The following is a 17211-nucleotide window of genomic DNA, read 5'->3' as shown; positions in this document are numbered from 1 at the left end:
TAAGCGGAGAAGAGCCCAAAATCCTTTGCAAGTGTGAGTTTTGATAGTTCTTTACTCATACTGGCTCATATTTAAAATTCGAGCAAATTTATAAACGAGAAATGGGCCATAAAACCTTGATTTTATGACCCATTTTACTTTGTGTTATACGATAAGATTGCTGAGGTTTTTATCATTTATCTGAGTGATTTTTCCTCAGTACTTATCAACTTGTTCGCGTTCGAATTAGTAAAGCAGAGAGTACAGTTGGCGGCGGTATTTGCTCGCAACTGCATTGCCTTGTCCAAGTGCGCTTAAGATATCCATGAATTCTTTTTTCATATCACCATCTAGGGTGTTGAGGTCTTTCGCTAAGAATGACCACAGTAAATCCATTGCTTCTTCGCTACGGTTCACTTGGTGGTATTGAAGTGCTAGGTCAGAGGCTGTTTTAGCATCACTTGGATTTTGCTGAAGCGTTGTTTCTAGCGCTTGAATTTCAGGGCTGTCTGCCGCTTGTTTATGCAGTTCGAGTTTAGCGACTAAGCCTTTGTAGTAGTTGTCTTGATATTCAAGAGGGATCGTCGACAGTTGAGTTTCAGCCAGCTCAAATTGCTGCGTTTCTAGCAAACATTCTGCGATCGCCAGTTTTACCTCGCCTTTGCTGGTCAACTCTGCTGGTAGTTGCTGCATGGCTGCGAGAGCTTGTGCGTGTTCACCTGCTTGCATCTGTTCGAGAGCCTGACGCAGTGCGAGTTCGTCTTGGCTAGGAAGATGTTTTCCTAACATTTCAACAATCGCTTCGATGCTTTGTGGACCACCTAAACCATCGACAGGCTGACCGTTAACAAACAGTGCAATAGTAGGGAGTGCTTGTACGCCAAATTGGCTAGCAATTGCCTGCTCTTGTTCACAATTCAACAGAGCTAAAGTAAAAGCGCCGTTGTATTGCTGAGTTAATGTTTGCAGTTCAGGGATCACCTGAGCACTTTCTTGGCTCATTGGTGCCCAAAAGTGGATGAGTACAGGCGTCTGCATTGAGATTTCTAATACTTGACGAAAGTTCTGCTCATTAAGTTCAACAATATGCGGAGATTGCATTTACGTTCCTTGAGGTGTGTTTTGTGGGTACGTTGCAAATATGGGGGGAGATGCTGGTAACTTCAAGATCTAACTTAATTATCTCAGCTAAAAGAGACAAATTAAAAAACGCTATGCTTCAGTGTTGATAGAGTTGTCATATCAACATTGAAGCATAGCGTGATCTTTGAGGTGGTTAGTGAGGCGTTGCGTAAGATATTCAAAACAGAATAAACAACGTAATAGCCAGACTCACACCAACCCAATTCAGGCGGTTTAAAGTCATGAAATATCCAGAAGTCGATTCATCAATTGGGGATAATCGATGAGATAGGGTAAATCATGACATCTTATTGTTACGGAAAAATTACATCATTACATTAAAGTTTGCGACGTTGCATTCAAAGTTAGCAATTTATGCAGCTTTTCTCAAAATAGGGTCTAGCCAGCGACTCGGTAGAATCCTTTTTAACACAGCGAAGACTTTAGTCGGTGTTGTAACTCGGTATCTTAGCTTAGGTTTGCGCGCTGTTAAGGCGTGTAATACGGGCTTTACACAGCTCTCCGGAGGCAGAACAAAAGCGTTGTTTGAAGATTCTTTTTCGAGCCGGTCTTTTTGCTGTTGATAAGCTTCCTGATGAGCGCTGCCAGTAATGGTGATCCATTTATTGAATGCTTTCAGGGCGTTGTTTCTAAACTGGGTTTCAATTGGACCGGGTTGTAATAACGAGATATGTATCCCGCTACCATGAAGTTCTAAACGTAACGTATCTGTCCATCCTTCAAGCGCGAATTTCGAAGCGTTGTAAGCACCACGATACTTCATGGCAGCAAAGCCTAAGACAGAACTGTTTTGGACGATGCGACCTTCGCCGCGCTCACGCATGTGCGGGAGGATCTGACAAACGAGATGGTGCCAACCAAAGAAATTCGTTTCGAACTGTTCTTTGAGCCCTTGTGTCGGCAAGTCTTCTAAGGCTCCTGCCTGACCATAAGCGCCGTTATTGAACAAGCCATACAATCCGTTAGGCGCCAGCTCAATAGCAAGCTGTGCAGCTTGCTCAATGCTTTCTTGATTAGAAAGGTCGAGCTGTATGCAGGTCAGTCCTTCATCTTGCAGACGTTGTACATCTCGCGGATGACGACACGATGCAATGACATGAAAACCACGCTTTTGAAGCGCATGAGCACATGTGTAACCAATACCCGTTGAACAACCAGTGATAAGAATCGACTTGTTCACGCTTAATCCTTTATTAGAGTCTCTAGAACGCTAGGGTAAAGAATTAGTCTTGATGTTGTAACAAATTTTTTAGTGCAGGCTCGATTCTTGAGTAACTAAAGATGAATCCCATTTCGGTGAGTTTCTTTGGTTTAGAGCGAATGCTGTCGAATAACAAGCATGATGATTCACCCATTAGAAGCGACATTGCCCATTTCGGTGTGAACAAGAAATGAGGTCGGCCCAATTGTTTGGCTAATGTGCTGCTGAACAGTTTGTTCGTCACAGGGTGCGGAGCGCACATATTAAACTCGCCTTGAGCCTGAGGAATAGTCAACAAGTGGTTGATGGCTCTCACCATATCGAGCATGTGAATCCATGGCATGTACTGCTTGCCTGAACCTAAAGGCCCACCTACACCAAGTTTGTAGGGCATTAGCATTTTCTTCAGTGCACCGCCATTTTCGCCCAACACAATACCTGTTCGAAGTAGGATCACACGCGTGTTATCTGATTGAGCTCGTTTGGCTATCTCTTCCCAGTGCGCACAGACTTTATGAGGGAAACTCTCATCCTCAACTTGTAATGATTCGTCAAATGGCTGTTGTTGTTGATCGCCATAATAGCCAACGGCTGACCCGCTAATAAAAACCTTGGGTGGGTTGCTGCTGGCATGAATTAACTCGACCAGTTTTTCTGTGATGTGCCAGCGGCTACTACAGATTCTCTCTTTTTGCTGTTCGCTCCAACGCTTGTCTGCAATCGGTTCGCCAGCAAGGTTAACCACCACATCGAAGTTATTGAGGTCGTTGAGTTCATCAAGGGATTGTATGTAATGAAGGTTGTTCTGGTTCAGATGGTGCAGGCTTTGCTTTGCTTTTTCAGGACTTCGTGTCAGTAAAGTCACGTCGTCAGTGTTCCAACTCTTGATCAATTCAGAGCCAATAAATCCAGTACCACCAGTTAACAATATCTTCATACCAATCTCCTTATTAAACATAATTATAGACATGGCTTGTTTTTAATCGCCAACCAATACGAAAAAATCACTATAACGATCAGTTGGTTTCAATCGTATGATACCTAAATTACGTGTTTTCAATTTATGAAAGATTGAAATTAAATTCACCAACTTAGGATGTGTACCGTTATCACATTTATGGATTTTACTCGGATATGTTACCAACTGCGTAATATTTGTCACATAAGCTTTGATAAGGATTTGCCATCATTATGAGTAACTTATAACCAGACATTATCTCAACGAGAAGGAATCGCGATGAGGGCAATGCTAGCTTTGTTTAAAGCCATGCTAGGCAGCTTAAGGGATCTATTGCCAATTGTAGCGGTCATTGCTTTCTTTCAGCTCGCTGTCCTTCAAGAACCCCTTCCTCATCTGTTATCCATTTTATTGGGTTTAGTACTCGTTGTCTTAGGGCTGACCTTCTTCATTTTTGGACTCGAAATGGGGCTTTTCCCTATCGGTGAGTCAATGGCTCAAGCGTTTGCACGCAAGGGGAGCGTGTTCTGGTTACTGACCTTTGCCTTTTGTTTGGGGTTTGGCACAACCATTGCGGAGCCTGCTTTGACAGCCGTTGCTGCGGAAGCGGCAGAAGTGGCTGCCGAGGGTGGTGTTATTCCTAACTCTTTAGAAGAGATGGAGCACTACGCGAATGGCTTACGATTTACTGTGGCGTTGTCGGTGGGCATCGCCATTTTGCTTGGCGTGCTACGAATATTAAAAGGCTGGCCAATTCAATACATGATCATTGGTGGTTATATTGGGGTGGTGGTGCTTACGGCTTTTGCTCCGGAGAACATCATCGGGATTGCTTACGATTCTGGAGGCGTTACAACATCGACCATTACCGTTCCTTTGGTTACAGCATTGGGGGTGGGTCTCGCGTCTGCGATTAAGGGGCGTAACCCTATGATCGATGGCTTTGGTTTGATTGCTTTTGCTTCACTGTTACCCATGATGTTTGTCATGGTGTATGGAATGGTGGTGACATGATCAGCGTGCAGCAATTTGTCGACACCTTTCTTGGTACCGTTACTGATGTGATCCCCATTGCGGTCATTATCTTTGGTTTTCAGTTGGCGGTATTACGCAAACCTGTTACCAATCTCGCTAAAGTGTTACTCGGCTTTTTCTACGTAATTCTTGGCTTATCGTTATTCTTGATGGGGTTAGAACTCGCGCTGTTTCCTCTCGGTGAAACAATGGCGATGCAGCTGACGGAATCGAGTTTTCTAACGGAGTTCAAACTGAGTTCAGGTCAAGCATTGGCTTGGTTTGATTATTATTGGGTCTACCTGTTCGCGTTCTGTATTGGGTTTAGTACCACGATAGCCGAGCCTTCACTGATCGCTGTGGCCATTAAAGCAAACCAAGTGTCTGGTGGCAGTATTCGTATTAATGGCTTGAGAATCGCCGTGGCGTTAGGCGTTGCGATTGGCATCTCTCTGGGCAGTTATCGCATCGTGGCTGGAGACCCGATTCATTACTACATCATTTTTGGCTATGTCATTGTGGTCATTCAAACCTTCTATGCCCCCAAATTGATTATTCCATTAGCTTACGATTCTGGCGGTGTGACGACCTCAACGGTGACGGTTCCTTTAGTCACGGCACTTGGTTTGGGATTAGCCTCAACGGTGCCCGGAAGAAATCCGGTGATCGATGGCTTCGGGTTGATTGCATTCGCAAGCTTATTTCCAATTATATCTGTGATGGCGTACGCCCAAATAACGCAATGGCTAAACCGATCACAATCCTCTAAGGAGAGCAAAGATGCGCTTTAAACTTATCTTAGCGTTTGTAGAAGAGAGCAAGACAGACATCGTGCTCGATGCCGCGCGTGATGCGGGTGCAACCGGTGCTACGGTGATTAACAATGCCCGAGGGCAGGGCTTAAACCAAAAACGTACTTTCTTCGGTTTAACGTTAGAGGTGCAAAAAGATGTGCTGCTGTTTGTGGTTGAAGAGCATTTGGCGAGGCATATTCTTGAAACCATCGGTGAAGTGGGGGAGTTCGATCAAGAGTCTGGTCAGGGCATTGCTGTGCAGATTGATGTGGAAGATGCGGTCGGCGTCGCTCATCAAGTCGAAACGTTAACTAAGGTTGTGGAGGATGAACTATGAGTTCCAGCGAAAAGATCCGTGTGGGCGATGTAATGGCCAATACGTACGTGATTATTGATGGATTAACCACAGTATTGGAAGCGATTGAGATGGCGAAAAAACACAAAGTGAAAGCCATCATCGTTGATAAACGCCACGAGGATGATGAGTACGGCATCGTGTTGATGAATGACATTGCCAAAAAAGTACTGGCTAAGAACCGTTCTCCAAAGCGAACCAACGTTTATGAAATTATGACCAAGCCTGCTTTGACAGTGTCTGCTGATATGAATGTGAAGTATTGTGCGCGCTTGTTTGAACGTTTTGGTATCAGTCGCGCCCCAGTGGTCAATGACAATAAGATAGTCGGTATGGTTAGTTACAATAATATCGTGATCAACGGCATGGCGAGAGGTGACGTTTAGCTTTTCGATACGTACAATAGCCTCATAAGTTTTATGGAGAAGTACGTGTGAAATTATTTTTTGCTTCAGATTTACATGGGTCACTGCCAGCGACAGAAAAGGTATTAGCGTTATACCAAGCATCTGGTGCTCAATATTTAGTGTTGCTTGGCGATATCCTGAATCATGGTCCGAGAAATCCGATTCCTGAAGGGTATAACCCGCCAGCGGTTGCTGAAAAACTGAATGAATTTTCTCAAGAGATCATCGCGGTTCGTGGTAATTGCGACAGTGAAGTGGACCAAATGCTGCTGTCTTTCCCTATGATGGTTGATTACTCGTGGGTGTTACTAGAGTCAGGCCAGCGTATCTTCTTAACTCATGGTCACCTTTACAACTCAAGTAAGCGCCCAGCGTTAAAAGCGGGCGATGTGATTGCCCATGGTCACACTCATATTCCTGTCGCTGAATATCAGGATGGCATCTTCATATTTAACCCAAGCTCGGCGACATTCCCACGAAATGATCATGCTGCAAGCTATGGGTTATACGAAAACGGTACATTTAAAGTGGTTAGCCTTGAAGGCGAGTTACTTGTGAGTGGCCAGCTGTAAGCGGTTAGCTTAAAGCCCATTCAACACCACGCTGGCAGGCTGAAGCTAAACAAGTAAAGCCTCGGCTAAGGCTTACTTTGAGTCTACGTGGCCGAGGTCTTTGTCTGGAGCAATGATGTTTCGCACTCTTTGCTTCAGTACTTTCGCCTCAGGAAAACCTCCATCCGCTTTTCTTTCCCAGATCTGCACTCCATTACAAAAGATCTCAAATCGACCTCCTGTATCTGGGTGTAAGCTCACCTGTTCAATTTCTTCACTGAAGGTATGCAGCAGCTCTTGGCATAACCAGCTAGAGCGAAGCATCCAGTTACATTGACGACAATAGTGTATTGCGATTGTTGCCTTGGTGATTGACGTACTTACCGAGTTTGATTCTGTAGCCATGATTAACCTTTTAAATTCTATAACAGTAACTTGATGCTAACGGCAAACGTTAATATTTCAAATGCCATTTTGACGAGCAGTTACTTGAAAATTTGGTTAAGAGAAGAGTTCGACAATAGGGTAGGTGAATTAATCCAATCGATAGATTTCATGTCGGAAGTTAGATACAAAAAAAGGGCGTAATGCCCCTTTATTTATTACTCGAGAGAGTTAGTTTGAAAACAACACCGTAGAACCGTGGTTCAAGCTAGTCAGTAATAGTGCTTTCGGGTTAACGATATCAATGCGTCGGCTCTGCTCGGCATCCATTTTGATAACCTGAGTGATAAGTTCGAGTTGCCCTTCCGAAAAGTCTTGGCGCTGAGCTGAAGTCACATCTTTAAACTCTGTTGGTGAAACTAATAGGTAGTTGTCGTTTATATCCCACTGACCAGTTTCAGAAATGTTGATGACATTCGCAGGCTCAGTTTGAGTACCGTAAAGTCTAACTACTGACATTCTCAGGTATGTACCATTTGGTAGGTATTTCGCATTCGATGATAGCTCAACTTTACGAAGCGGGCCGATTGAGTCAGCTTGCTTGTTGTCGCTGATCAGCGTCACTATTTTCGATTGCCATTCATGCTGAGTGAGTAAGCGCTCTACTTTTGCATCGCTGCCCCAATACAACCAACCACTTAAAAATGCAGATAGAACCAGTAAAATAATCGATACTTTTAATTTCATGTTACTGACCTCCGTTACAAATGTCGTTTACATCCGACTGGTCTGCGTAAATTCTTAGGGTTACGTTTTCGCTCGAGTAATCTTGCGGGTGAATGTAGTTGAGGGCAAGGTTGTTGGTTTGTCCACCTGTTGCGATCACTTCAGTCGGCTTTAGCATGCCACTGTGATTGGTGTTGTAACGTAATACACACTTCTCTATCGCGGGAAGCCAACTGCTGAGGTCTGGGTGGTTAACTGGTGATTGAACCTTCACACCATCCACTTCAGCCAGTGTTTTGAACTCGGATTCAGCTGGATTAGTAAACGTTAATACCAGAATTGGCATGATGAGCGCAACGAGCAGAATACTAAAGCTTGTCCACTTATTGCTGCTTTTGCTCGCGGCAACGTTGGTGGTAGTTTTTGGTTCTACTTCAGCGTTAGTCTCTTGAACTTTAGTTACAGGCTCTGACTCGGTCATCTCGGTGACCACTTCTTCGGCTGTTGTAGTAAACGCTAACGTCGGTTCCATCTCACTTTCTACGATTTCAGCCATGACAGGCTGTTCGCTTGAAGAAAGTGGCGCTGAACGTTCAACAGAAGCGATAAACTGGTAGCCACGCTTTGGCACAGTCTTTACGAATTCTGGAGACTTGGTTGAGTCTTTGAGCATTTTTCTGAGTGTCGATACCGCTTGCGTTAAGCTGGAGTCGTCCACCTCAAAGCCTTGGTCCCGCCAAACATATTCGTGTAATTCGTTACGAGTGATAACTTCATTGGGTCTTTCTGACAGCATCAGGAGAATGCGGCTTTCATTGCTACCAAGGCGGACGACTTCACCGTCGCTGGCCTGATCAACAAGTGAATTGCTGTTTGGGTCGAATACGAACCGCTGTGCGAGAATAAACTTTGTGCCGATATTGCTCATTGAATTCTTCTATTTTGGATGATTTTGGGTGCGAAATAGACAAATCTCAGGTGAAGTTCCGTTCATTCTTCACCAAATCATGGCTTCTTTTATGTTCTTTTATATTTATCAGCCTCAAGGATAATAAAAACAGATCAAAAAAACAGTGTTTTTATGATTTTTGACCTTGAATTTACATTTGTCATCCTCATGTTAATGAACATAAGAGTGGTATCCTGTGTAATGCCTCTTTCGGTATTCAACATAAAGTATAGATGTTTTGGAGTAAAAATGAGCGAAACAGCAACGCAAAATAAAGAGACTCGTGGCTTTCAATCTGAAGTAAAACAACTACTTCATCTAATGATCCACTCACTGTATTCGAACAAAGAAATTTTCCTACGTGAGCTGATCTCTAACGCATCTGACGCGGCTGACAAACTTCGTTTTCAAGCGCTATCAAATGGCGACCTTTATCAAGGCGATGCGGATTTAGGCGTGAAATTATCATTCAACGCAGAATCCAACACTCTGACTATTTCTGATAACGGTATCGGCATGACCCGCGACAACGTTATCGAGCATTTGGGCACGATTGCTAAATCAGGTACGGCTGACTTTTTCTCAAAGCTGTCTGATGACCAAAGCAAAGACTCTCAACTTATTGGCCAATTTGGTGTTGGTTTCTATTCTGCATTTATCGTTGCAGACGCAGTAACGGTTCGAACTCGCGCTGCTGGGCTGGCAAGCGATGAAGCTGTGCAATGGCATTCAGCGGGTGAAGGTGACTACACCATTGAAGACATCACTAAAGAATCTCGTGGTACTGACATCATTCTTCATATGCGTGAAGACGGCAAAGAGTTCTTGAACGAGTGGCGTTTACGTGAAGTGATTGGTAAATACTCTGATCACATCGGCATCCCGGTTTCTATCTTAACTGCGGTTAAAGATGACGAAGGTAAAGACACCGAAGATAAGCATTGGGAACAGATCAACAAAGCTCAAGCGCTTTGGACTCGTAACAAATCTGATATCGAGAAAGAAGAGTACCAAGAGTTTTACAAGCACGTTTCTCACGACTTTGCTGATCCATTAACGTGGAGCCACAACAAAGTTGAAGGTAAGAACGATTACACCAGCTTGCTTTACATCCCTGCGAAAGCACCTTGGGATATGATGAACCGTGATCACAAGAGTGGCTTAAAGCTTTATGTACAGCGTGTATTCATCATGGATGATGCAGAGCAGTTTATGCCATCTTACATGCGTTTCGTTCGTGGCTTAATTGACTCAAATGATCTGCCGCTTAACGTATCTCGTGAAATCCTTCAAGACAACAAAGTGACTCAGTCTCTTCGTGGTGCATGTACTAAGCGTGTTCTGACGATGCTTGAGCGCATGGCGAAGAATGACAACGACAAGTACTTGGAGTTTTGGAAAGAGTTCGGCCTAGTATTGAAGGAAGGCCCTGCAGAAGACATGGCGAACAAAGAAAAAATCGCTGGTCTCCTTCGTTTCTCGTCAACGGAAGAAAATTCTGTTGAGCAAACCATCAGCCTAGCTTCTTACGTTGAACGTATGAAAGAAGGTCAAGACAAGATCTATTACCTAACGGCAGACAGCTATGCTGCAGCTAAGAACAGCCCTCACCTAGAGCAGTTCAAAGCGAAAGGCATCGAAGTTGTTCTCATGTACGATCGTATTGATGAGTATGTGATGAATTACCTTACTGACTTCGACGGTAAGCAGTTCCAATCGATCACAAAAGCGGGCTTAGATCTAAGCAAGTTTGAAGGTGAAGAAGAGAAAGAGAAGCAAAAAGAGACGGAAGAAGAATTCAAGTCTGTTGTTGATCGCACTCAAGCTTACCTTGGTGATCGTGTTAAAGAGGTTCGCACGACATTCAAGCTAGCAACCACGCCAGCTGTTGTTGTTACCGATGATTTCGAGATGGGCACTCAAATGGCTAAACTTCTAGAAGCTGCGGGTCAAGCTGCTCCTGAAGTTAAGTACATTTTTGAGATTAACCCTGAGCATGCGTTAGTTAAACAGATGGCTGATGAAGCGGACGAACAGGCGTTTGGTCGCTGGGTTGAGCTACTACTTGGTCAGGCAATGCTTGCTGAAAAGGGCTCAATGGAAGATCCGTCACAATTCTTAGGTGCAATCAACGAACTACTGACAAAACGTTAGTCTTTCGACTTTGGGCTAAGCTCATAATTATAATTAAAAGCTCGCTAATGCGGGCTTTTTTTTATGAACGTCGCTTAACTTCATCGAAATGTGGCTAAAGTCGCTAACAAGACGAACGCAAACGCTGTCGATACATTCTTTAGTCTTAATTTCAGCCAAATTGAATATTAATGTGATAGAATGCTCGACCTAATCAGCTGGGACTATGAACCTATCGTCTCCAGTTGTATGATTTTTAAACGTTATACCGAAACTTACCGTTTTGCTTCTGTTCACAGTTGTGCTTAGCCTCAGTTGTTACCTAACCTCTCTTGTTTGACCTAAATTAAACCAGAAAGGCGGGATAGTGAGCTTCGGTATAAATCATAATTTTTATAAGAGGATTAAACATGCGCATCATTCTTCTAGGTGCTCCTGGCGCGGGTAAAGGTACTCAAGCTAACTTCATCATGAACAAATTTGGTATCCCTCAAATTTCAACTGGTGACATGCTACGTGCTGCTATCAAAGCGGGTACTGAGCTTGGTAAGCAAGCTAAATCAGTAATCGACGCGGGTCAGCTAGTTTCTGATGAAATTATCCTTGGTCTTATCAAAGAGCGTATCGCTCAAGATGACTGTGAGAAAGGTTTCCTACTAGACGGTTTCCCACGCACAATCCCACAAGCTGATGGCCTAAAAGAAATGGGTATCGCAGTAGACTACGTTGTTGAATTCGACGTAGCTGATGATGTGATTGTTGAGCGTATGGCTGGTCGTCGTGCTCACCTTCCTTCTGGCCGTACATACCACAATGTGTACAACCCGCCTAAAGAAGAAGGTAAAGATGACATCACTGGCGAAGAGCTAGTGGTTCGTGATGACGACAAAGAAGAAACAGTTCGTGCACGTCTAGGTGTATACCACGATCAAACAGCTCCGCTTATCTCTTACTACGGTAAAGAAGCTGAAGCAGGCAACACTAAGTACCTTAAGTTCGACGGTACTAAGCAAGTTGCTGAAGTTAGTGCAGAACTTGAGAAAGCACTAGCATAATTGGCTAACAGCCAGTTTTAGAATTTGATATATTGGAAGCGACCTTTAAGGTCGCTTTTTTTGTTTCAATTTTTAGTCGTATACCAATCTAGATAAAATCGATTGTGCATAATTTCCGTATTACGGCTTAGACTCGTGCGGCTAACGATCAAGGTGATGTTGCGATAACTCAGGTTAAGAGCGACTATTCTTAAATTTAGTTGCGTAACAATGATCTTAAACTTATGCAGATTAGTATATTACGTTCCAGAAAATCACACATTGGTCTCAGGTAGCTATGGAAAATAATAAAAAGCAGGGCGTTTTACTGGTTAACCTAGGAACACCAGATACCGCGACTCCAGCTGGCGTTCGCCGATTTTTAAGTGAGTTCTTACACGATAAAAGAGTGGTAAACCTAACACGCTGGCTTTGGTGTCCTATTTTACATGGGGTGATTCTACCGATTCGTGCACCTAAAGTGGCTAAGCTTTATCAGTCTGTTTGGATGGATGAAGGCTCACCACTGCTTGTTTATTCGCAGAGACAAGCTGAAAAGCTACAAACAAAATTACAGATGCCGGTTGCATTGGGAATGACCTATGGCAACCCAAGCCTTAAGACGGGCGTTGAGCAATTAATGGAGCAGGGCGTTGAAGACATCATCGTATTGCCTTTATACCCTCAGTACTCAGGCACAACGACAGCAGCCGTTTCTGATGGTTTAACTAAAGCCTTCAAACAAATGCCTGTTATCCCGAGCTATCGCTTTATTCGAGATTATTACTCTCACCCTAGCTATGCGAAAGCATTGGCTGAAAGTGTTCGTAGCCATTGGGAAGAAAATGGCAGAGGCGATCACTTGGTGTGTTCATTCCACGGCATCCCGAAAAGGTTGGCCGATGAAGGCGATATCTACCCACAACATTGTGAAGCGACGACTAAATTGCTTGCTGCGGAGTTAGGGTTATCCACGGAAGACATCACCATGACCTACCAATCTCGATTTGGCCGTGAGGAGTGGTTGAAGCCTTATACTGACGAAACGCTTGAAACGCTTCCAAGCAAAGGCATCAAGAAGATTGATATTATGGCGCCTGCATTCTCAGTGGACTGTTTAGAAACGTTAGAAGAGATTTCAGACCAGTGTAAAGAGACGTTCATTGATGCTGGTGGTTCTGACTTTAGCTACATTATGTGTCTCAACGACAGAGACTCACACATCGATATGATGGCTGAACTAGTGGCGCTTCATCGCTAACTGATATGTCGATTGAATAGATAATAAAAAGGGCTGCTCATTGAGCAGCCCTTTTTGATCTTGATGTTTCTTCTTGAAATAGATCTAGCTATTAAGCAACAGAAGTTTCTGCTTTTGGCTCTGCTTCAAGCGTCATGTTGGTTTCTACGCCATGCATCCATGATACAAGTTTGCCAGCACAAAGAAGCAGTAAGACGCCACTGATTGTCGCTGTAATTGCGATACCACCGAAGATAGACATTGCGCCAAGCTCACCAACGTGAGAACCGACAAGGCCAGCTACGTAGTTTGCAACGGCATTGAAGCCAAACCATGCACCCATCATTAACGATGCTAGACGAAGCGGAGCTAACTTAGTGACCAACGACAGGCCAATAGGAGATAGACAAAGCTCGCCAAGGGTATGGAAGAAGAAAGCACCGACTAGCCAAAGCATTGATGTCTTCACTGTTAGATCGCCACCTTGCTCCATTACTGCGCCCATCATGCACACAAAGCCAAGAGCTAGGAAGAACAAAGCCATCGCAAATTTCACAGGAGAGTTTGGTTCACGCTTACCAAGCTTGACCCAAAATGCCGCAATGATAGGTGCGAGGGTGATGATGAAGAATGGGTTCAGAGATTGGAACCATGCGGCTGGAACTTCAAAACCACCAATCATACGGTCAGTATATTGCTGAGTGTAGATGTTCATCAGACCGCCAGCTTGTTCAAAGCCAGCCCAGAAAACAATTACGAACAGACCCATAATCAGAATAACTTTTAGTCTGTCGAACTCTTCTTTGGTCAGTGGTGTTTTCTCTTTCGATTTATTCAGCTCTTTCGCTCGTGCAGCTGCAGGTACTGAGCCAATGTTGCCTAACCATGATTGAGCCATCGTCAACTGCATAACTAAGCTAATAACCATACCGATACCAGCGGCAAGGAAGCCAGCTTTCCAACCGAATGAATCGACTGCAGCACCTGAAATTAAGCCACCCAGTAGCGCGCCTAAGTTGATGCCCATGTAGAAAATGGTGAAAGCACCGTCACGTCGGTTATCGCCTTCTTGGTATAGGTCGCCAACCATGGTCGAGATGTTTGGTTTAAACATACCGTTACCACTGATAAGCAGTGCTAAACCTAAATAAAGAGCATTGACTTGGTCTAAGCCAATCGCGCCGTTAGGAAGAGCGAGCGTAAATTGACCTAATGCCATTAACACACCGCCTACTAGGATCGATTTACGTTGTCCTAAGTAGTTATCGGCAAGCCAGCCGCCGATTAATGGCGTGATATAGACTAAACCTGTGTAGATACCATAAAGATCGAGGGCATCTTTTGTTGACCAACCAAGACCACCATTGATAGTGGTATCGGTAAGAAATAAAACAAGAATTGCACGCATTGCATAGTAGGAGAAACGTTCCCATAGCTCGGTGCTAAAAAGTAGAAATAGGCCTCTAGGGTGGCCAAATATGTTGTGATTGCTTGGCATAAGTTTTACTAATTTTAGGTATTAAAAGATTTTATAGTCACTTATGTATACAGAGTGGAATAACCATCTGCAATAGCCGTCTTTTATGGTCACGACAACTTATTTTTTATAAGTTTATGAAAGTATGGGTTTTTATTGAAAATGTTGCCCAGACAATGCGCGCTGCAAACTAATTTTCCAGTTTTGAGCTGAGTGCATAATGTTCTATTTAAAAGAATAATCGAATGCTAATGATGGAATTCATTGGCTTGCTGGATGGTTTTAAAAAAAATAAATAGCATGGCGTTCTTTATGTATGTAGCATACATAGGCTTACAACAATGCGTCTTTTTATCTGTAAATGTTCCCTGTACAATGCTTAACCACTTTTTGTCCTTATGGCTTTTTGTTGATAAGTTGGTCTGTTACGCATAATTTATTGCTTATCAGGATTCATTTTATTAACGGTGATTAACCGTTTTAGGCTTGTGGTAATATGTCCCAAAATAGAAAATGGCTAGTAAAATGAAACGTTGGTATGTACTTTATTGTAAGCGCGGTGATCAGAAGCGTGCTCAACAACACTTAGAGAATCAGGGGGTAGAGTGCTTTTATCCTCAAATCGATGTCAAGAAGGTCGTTAGAGGGAAAGAGAAGCAGGTCAAAGAACCGCTATTCCCATCTTACATCTTTGTACGCTTTGATTACGAACAAGGTCCAAGTTTTACCACTGTTCGTTCAACGCGTGGTGTCGTCGATTTTATTAAGTTTGGCGCAAGGCCACACGAAGTCCAAGGCGACTTAGTGTATGAACTGAAAGAGTTTGAGAAGTGTTGCGAAGATGAACCTGAAGAGTGCTGTGTTGAGTTTGAATCAGGGCAAGTGGTCAAAATCAATAGTGGTCAGTTTGCTGGGGTCGAGGCTATTTTCCATCAGAAAGATGGTGAAGCTCGATCTATTATGCTGGTAAAAATGATCAGTCAAGTTGTGCCGATCAGTATTGAGAACGAAGCACTACAAGCTCATGCATAAATACAGCAATAAAAAACAGGCTTAAAAAAGGCGCATCATGCGCCTTTTTTGTTTTTGACTGGTACCTAGACCTAGACCTAGACCTAGTAAGAGTCGTTGTGAACAGCTTGTACCGCACGACCAGATGGGTCAACACAGTTTTTGAATGACTCATCCCATTCAATGGCTTTTGCTGATGAACATGCAACAGAAGGGCCACCAGGAACACACTCTGCAGCTGATTCTAGAGAGAATAACTCCTCAAAGATTTCACGGTAAGCATAGCCTTCTTTTGTCGTTGGCGTGTTGTAAGGAAAGCGGAATTGAGCCGTTTCCATCTGTTTGTCCGTTACTTTGTCTTCAGCGGTTGCTTTCAGCGTATCAATCCAATCGTAGCCTACGCCGTCAGAGAATTGCTCTTTTTGACGCCATGCGATTGAGTCTGGTAGGTAGTCTTCAAAACACTCACGTAGGATGTGTTTCTCCATCTTACCGTTGCCACACATCTTGTCTTCAGGGTTCAGACGCATAGCGACGTCGATAAACTCTTTATCCAAGAATGGTACTCGGCCTTCTACACCCCATGCAGCCAACGATTTGTTCGCACGAGCACAATCAAACATGCTTAAAGCAAGAAGCTTACGCACAGTTTCTTCGTGGAACTCTTTCGCGTTTGGTGCTTTGTGGAAGTACAGGTAACCACCGAAGATTTCATCAGCACCCTCACCAGAAAGTACCATCTTGATACCCATTGCTTTGATCTTACGAGCAAGTAAGTACATCGGCGTTGAAGCACGGATGGTCGTTACATCATAAGTTTCAATGTGGTAGATAACATCACGGATTGCATCTAAGCCTTCCTGAATGGTGTAAGTCATCTCGTGGTGTACGGTACCAATCTTATCTGCAACTTCACGAGCCGCGATCAGATCAGGTGCGTTTTCTAGACCAACAGCAAATGAGTGCAGTTGCGGCCACCAAGCTTCAGATTGCTCATCATCTTCAATACGCATTGCCGCAAAACGTTTAGCAACAGCAGATGTGATTGATGAATCAAGACCACCAGATAGAAGTACACCGTAAGGCACGTCAGTCATTAGTTGACGCTTAACCGCAGCTTCTAGTGCTTCAGTCAGCTCTTCTTTGCTTGTGCTATTGCCTTGAACGGCAGCGTACTCGTTCCAATCACGGATGTAGTAGCGTTGAGGCTCTGCATCTTTTGAAGAGTAGAAGCTACCAGGAGGGAACTCACTGATCGTCTTACACACAGGAGCGAGTGCTTTCATTTCTGAAGCTACGTAATAGTTACCGTGCTCATCGTAGCCTTGGTAAAGCGGGATGATACCGATGTGGTCACGGCCCACTAGGTATTCATCTTTTTCTTCGTCGTATAAAACGAAAGCGAAAATACCGTTAAGTTCTTCTAAAAGGTCGGCACCCATTTCTTGGTAAAGCGCAAGAATGACTTCACAATCAGAGTCAGTCTGGAACTGGTACTTATCTTCATAGCGTGCGCGAAGTTCTTTGTGGTTATAGATTTCACCATTAACTGCAAGAATGTGTTTCTTGTCTTGGCTATATAGTGGTTGAGCACCACTGTTTAGGCCGACGATAGCTAGACGCTCGTGAGCAAGAATGGCTTTTTCACCGGCATAGATACCAGACCAGTCTGGACCACGGTGACGAAGCTTTTTAGACATTTCTAAAGCAATAGGGCGAAGTGCTGCGGCATCACTTTTAATGTCGAGAATGCCAAATACTGAACACATAGAACTTCCTTTTAAATAATTTCTAAATCAACTGTATTCAATTTGCCATTCTGGCTAAAAAAAGCAACCGAATGTGAGCAAAAAAA

General features: G+C 43.8%; 17 protein-coding genes. 9 read left to right on the top strand and 8 right to left on the bottom strand.

What is annotated here, in order from left to right; translation table 11 throughout:
• Positions 1-225: 225 nt before the first annotated feature.
• The 3 genes from BCT49_RS15475 to BCT49_RS15465 form a co-directional block, all read right to left on the bottom strand.
• Positions 226-1080, bottom strand: a complete 855-nt coding sequence (locus tag BCT49_RS15475; protein ID WP_102436371.1) for a co-chaperone YbbN — start codon at positions 1078-1080, stop codon at positions 226-228.
• Positions 1081-1474: 394 nt separating this feature from the next.
• Positions 1475-2302: an SDR family oxidoreductase gene (locus tag BCT49_RS15470; protein ID WP_102436369.1), complete on the bottom strand. Its 828-nt coding sequence runs from the start codon at positions 2300-2302 to the stop codon at positions 1475-1477.
• 43 nt (positions 2303-2345) lie between these two features.
• Positions 2346-3260 carry a TIGR01777 family oxidoreductase gene (locus BCT49_RS15465; protein WP_102436367.1) on the bottom strand — a complete coding sequence of 305 codons (915 nt, stop codon included), beginning with the start codon at positions 3258-3260 and terminating at the stop codon, positions 2346-2348.
• Positions 3261-3560: 300 nt separating this feature from the next.
• Between BCT49_RS15465 and BCT49_RS15460 the strand changes: the two genes are divergently transcribed.
• Genes BCT49_RS15460 through yfcE form a run of 5 tightly spaced genes read left to right on the top strand, consistent with a single transcriptional unit; the run spans position 3561 to position 6423 of the window.
• Positions 3561-4295 carry a DUF1538 domain-containing protein gene (locus tag BCT49_RS15460; RefSeq protein WP_102436365.1) on the top strand — a complete coding sequence of 245 codons (735 nt, stop codon included), beginning with the start codon at positions 3561-3563 and terminating at the stop codon, positions 4293-4295.
• Positions 4292-5086: a DUF1538 domain-containing protein gene (locus BCT49_RS15455; protein ID WP_102436363.1), complete on the top strand. Its 795-nt coding sequence runs from the start codon at positions 4292-4294 to the stop codon at positions 5084-5086. The genes BCT49_RS15460 and BCT49_RS15455 overlap by 4 nt, the downstream gene beginning before the upstream one ends.
• Complete coding sequence (locus BCT49_RS15450; RefSeq protein ID WP_009847348.1) at positions 5076-5426, top strand: P-II family nitrogen regulator; 351 nt, start codon at positions 5076-5078, stop codon at positions 5424-5426. The genes BCT49_RS15455 and BCT49_RS15450 overlap by 11 nt, the downstream gene beginning before the upstream one ends.
• The gene (locus BCT49_RS15445; protein WP_102436361.1) at positions 5423-5830 is read left to right on the top strand and encodes a CBS domain-containing protein; all 408 of its coding nucleotides are present in this window, start codon (positions 5423-5425) and stop codon (positions 5828-5830) included. The genes BCT49_RS15450 and BCT49_RS15445 overlap by 4 nt, the downstream gene beginning before the upstream one ends.
• 47 nt (positions 5831-5877) lie before the next feature.
• Positions 5878-6423 (top strand): phosphodiesterase, encoded by a 546-nt coding sequence (gene yfcE, locus BCT49_RS15440; RefSeq protein WP_102436359.1) that lies wholly within the window; start codon positions 5878-5880, stop codon positions 6421-6423.
• A gap of 72 nt (positions 6424-6495) precedes the next feature.
• On the opposite strand, the gene BCT49_RS15435 is transcribed toward yfcE, so the two are convergent.
• From BCT49_RS15435 to BCT49_RS15425, 3 genes are all read right to left on the bottom strand, one after another.
• Entirely contained in the window at positions 6496-6807 is a 312-nt protein-coding gene (locus BCT49_RS15435) for a SelT/SelW/SelH family protein (protein ID WP_198595870.1), read from the bottom strand.
• Positions 6808-7017: 210 nt separating this feature from the next.
• Positions 7018-7533 carry a regulatory protein ToxS gene (locus tag BCT49_RS15430; RefSeq protein WP_102436357.1) on the bottom strand — a complete coding sequence of 172 codons (516 nt, stop codon included), beginning with the start codon at positions 7531-7533 and terminating at the stop codon, positions 7018-7020.
• Between the two features lies 1 nt (position 7534).
• Positions 7535-8440 (bottom strand): transcriptional regulator, encoded by a 906-nt coding sequence (locus BCT49_RS15425; RefSeq protein WP_102436355.1) that lies wholly within the window; start codon positions 8438-8440, stop codon positions 7535-7537.
• 270 nt (positions 8441-8710) lie between these two features.
• On the opposite strand from BCT49_RS15425, the gene htpG reads away from it, so the two are divergent.
• The 3 genes from htpG to hemH all read left to right on the top strand — a co-directional run bounded on the left by htpG (position 8711) and on the right by hemH (position 12889).
• Positions 8711-10615 (top strand): molecular chaperone HtpG, encoded by a 1905-nt coding sequence (gene htpG, locus BCT49_RS15420; RefSeq protein ID WP_102436353.1) that lies wholly within the window; start codon positions 8711-8713, stop codon positions 10613-10615.
• Positions 10616-11004: 389 nt separating this feature from the next.
• On the top strand, positions 11005-11649 hold the full coding sequence (gene adk / locus BCT49_RS15415) for an adenylate kinase (protein WP_009847341.1): 645 nt from the start codon (positions 11005-11007) through the stop codon (positions 11647-11649).
• 277 nt (positions 11650-11926) lie between these two features.
• Positions 11927-12889 (top strand): ferrochelatase, encoded by a 963-nt coding sequence (hemH, locus tag BCT49_RS15410; protein ID WP_102281167.1) that lies wholly within the window; start codon positions 11927-11929, stop codon positions 12887-12889.
• A 91-nt stretch (positions 12890-12980) separates the two neighbouring features.
• On the opposite strand, the gene BCT49_RS15405 is transcribed toward hemH, so the two are convergent.
• Positions 12981-14366, bottom strand: a complete 1386-nt coding sequence (locus tag BCT49_RS15405; RefSeq protein ID WP_102436351.1) for a peptide MFS transporter — start codon at positions 14364-14366, stop codon at positions 12981-12983.
• 504 nt (positions 14367-14870) lie between these two features.
• On the opposite strand from BCT49_RS15405, the gene rfaH reads away from it, so the two are divergent.
• Positions 14871-15377: a transcription/translation regulatory transformer protein RfaH gene (gene rfaH / locus BCT49_RS15400; RefSeq protein WP_102436349.1), complete on the top strand. Its 507-nt coding sequence runs from the start codon at positions 14871-14873 to the stop codon at positions 15375-15377.
• 83 nt (positions 15378-15460) lie between these two features.
• On the opposite strand, the gene asnB is transcribed toward rfaH, so the two are convergent.
• Entirely contained in the window at positions 15461-17125 is a 1665-nt protein-coding gene (asnB, locus tag BCT49_RS15395) for an asparagine synthase B (RefSeq protein ID WP_102436347.1), read from the bottom strand.
• Positions 17126-17211 lie beyond the last annotated feature (86 nt).

This window comes from Vibrio lentus (assembly GCF_002875945.1).
GTDB classification, from domain to species: domain Bacteria; phylum Pseudomonadota; class Gammaproteobacteria; order Enterobacterales; family Vibrionaceae; genus Vibrio; species Vibrio apostichopi.
Note: the sequence above shows the minus strand (reverse complement) of the source record. Positions and strands in the feature narration are given on the sequence as shown.

Excerpts from the sequence above, each read along its gene's own strand:
- BCT49_RS15475 (WP_102436371.1), bottom strand. The coding sequence starts at position 1,080 with ATGCAATCTCCGCATATTGTTGAACTTAATGAGCAGAACTTTCGTCAA.
- BCT49_RS15465 (WP_102436367.1), bottom strand. The coding sequence starts at position 3,260 with ATGAAGATATTGTTAACTGGTGGTACTGGATTTATTGGCTCTGAATTG.
- BCT49_RS15460 (WP_102436365.1), top strand. The coding sequence starts at position 3,561 with ATGAGGGCAATGCTAGCTTTGTTTAAAGCCATGCTAGGCAGCTTAAGG.
- BCT49_RS15455 (WP_102436363.1), top strand. The coding sequence starts at position 4,292 with ATGATCAGCGTGCAGCAATTTGTCGACACCTTTCTTGGTACCGTTACT.
- BCT49_RS15450 (WP_009847348.1), top strand. The coding sequence starts at position 5,076 with ATGCGCTTTAAACTTATCTTAGCGTTTGTAGAAGAGAGCAAGACAGAC.
- BCT49_RS15445 (WP_102436361.1), top strand. The coding sequence starts at position 5,423 with ATGAGTTCCAGCGAAAAGATCCGTGTGGGCGATGTAATGGCCAATACG.
- BCT49_RS15435 (WP_198595870.1), bottom strand. The coding sequence starts at position 6,807 with ATGGCTACAGAATCAAACTCGGTAAGTACGTCAATCACCAAGGCAACA.
- BCT49_RS15430 (WP_102436357.1), bottom strand. The coding sequence starts at position 7,533 with ATGAAATTAAAAGTATCGATTATTTTACTGGTTCTATCTGCATTTTTA.
- BCT49_RS15425 (WP_102436355.1), bottom strand. The coding sequence starts at position 8,440 with ATGAGCAATATCGGCACAAAGTTTATTCTCGCACAGCGGTTCGTATTC.
- htpG (WP_102436353.1), top strand. The coding sequence starts at position 8,711 with ATGAGCGAAACAGCAACGCAAAATAAAGAGACTCGTGGCTTTCAATCT.
- adk (WP_009847341.1), top strand. The coding sequence starts at position 11,005 with ATGCGCATCATTCTTCTAGGTGCTCCTGGCGCGGGTAAAGGTACTCAA.
- hemH (WP_102281167.1), top strand. The coding sequence starts at position 11,927 with ATGGAAAATAATAAAAAGCAGGGCGTTTTACTGGTTAACCTAGGAACA.
- BCT49_RS15405 (WP_102436351.1), bottom strand. The coding sequence starts at position 14,366 with ATGCCAAGCAATCACAACATATTTGGCCACCCTAGAGGCCTATTTCTA.
- rfaH (WP_102436349.1), top strand. The coding sequence starts at position 14,871 with ATGAAACGTTGGTATGTACTTTATTGTAAGCGCGGTGATCAGAAGCGT.
- asnB (WP_102436347.1), bottom strand. The coding sequence starts at position 17,125 with ATGTGTTCAGTATTTGGCATTCTCGACATTAAAAGTGATGCCGCAGCA.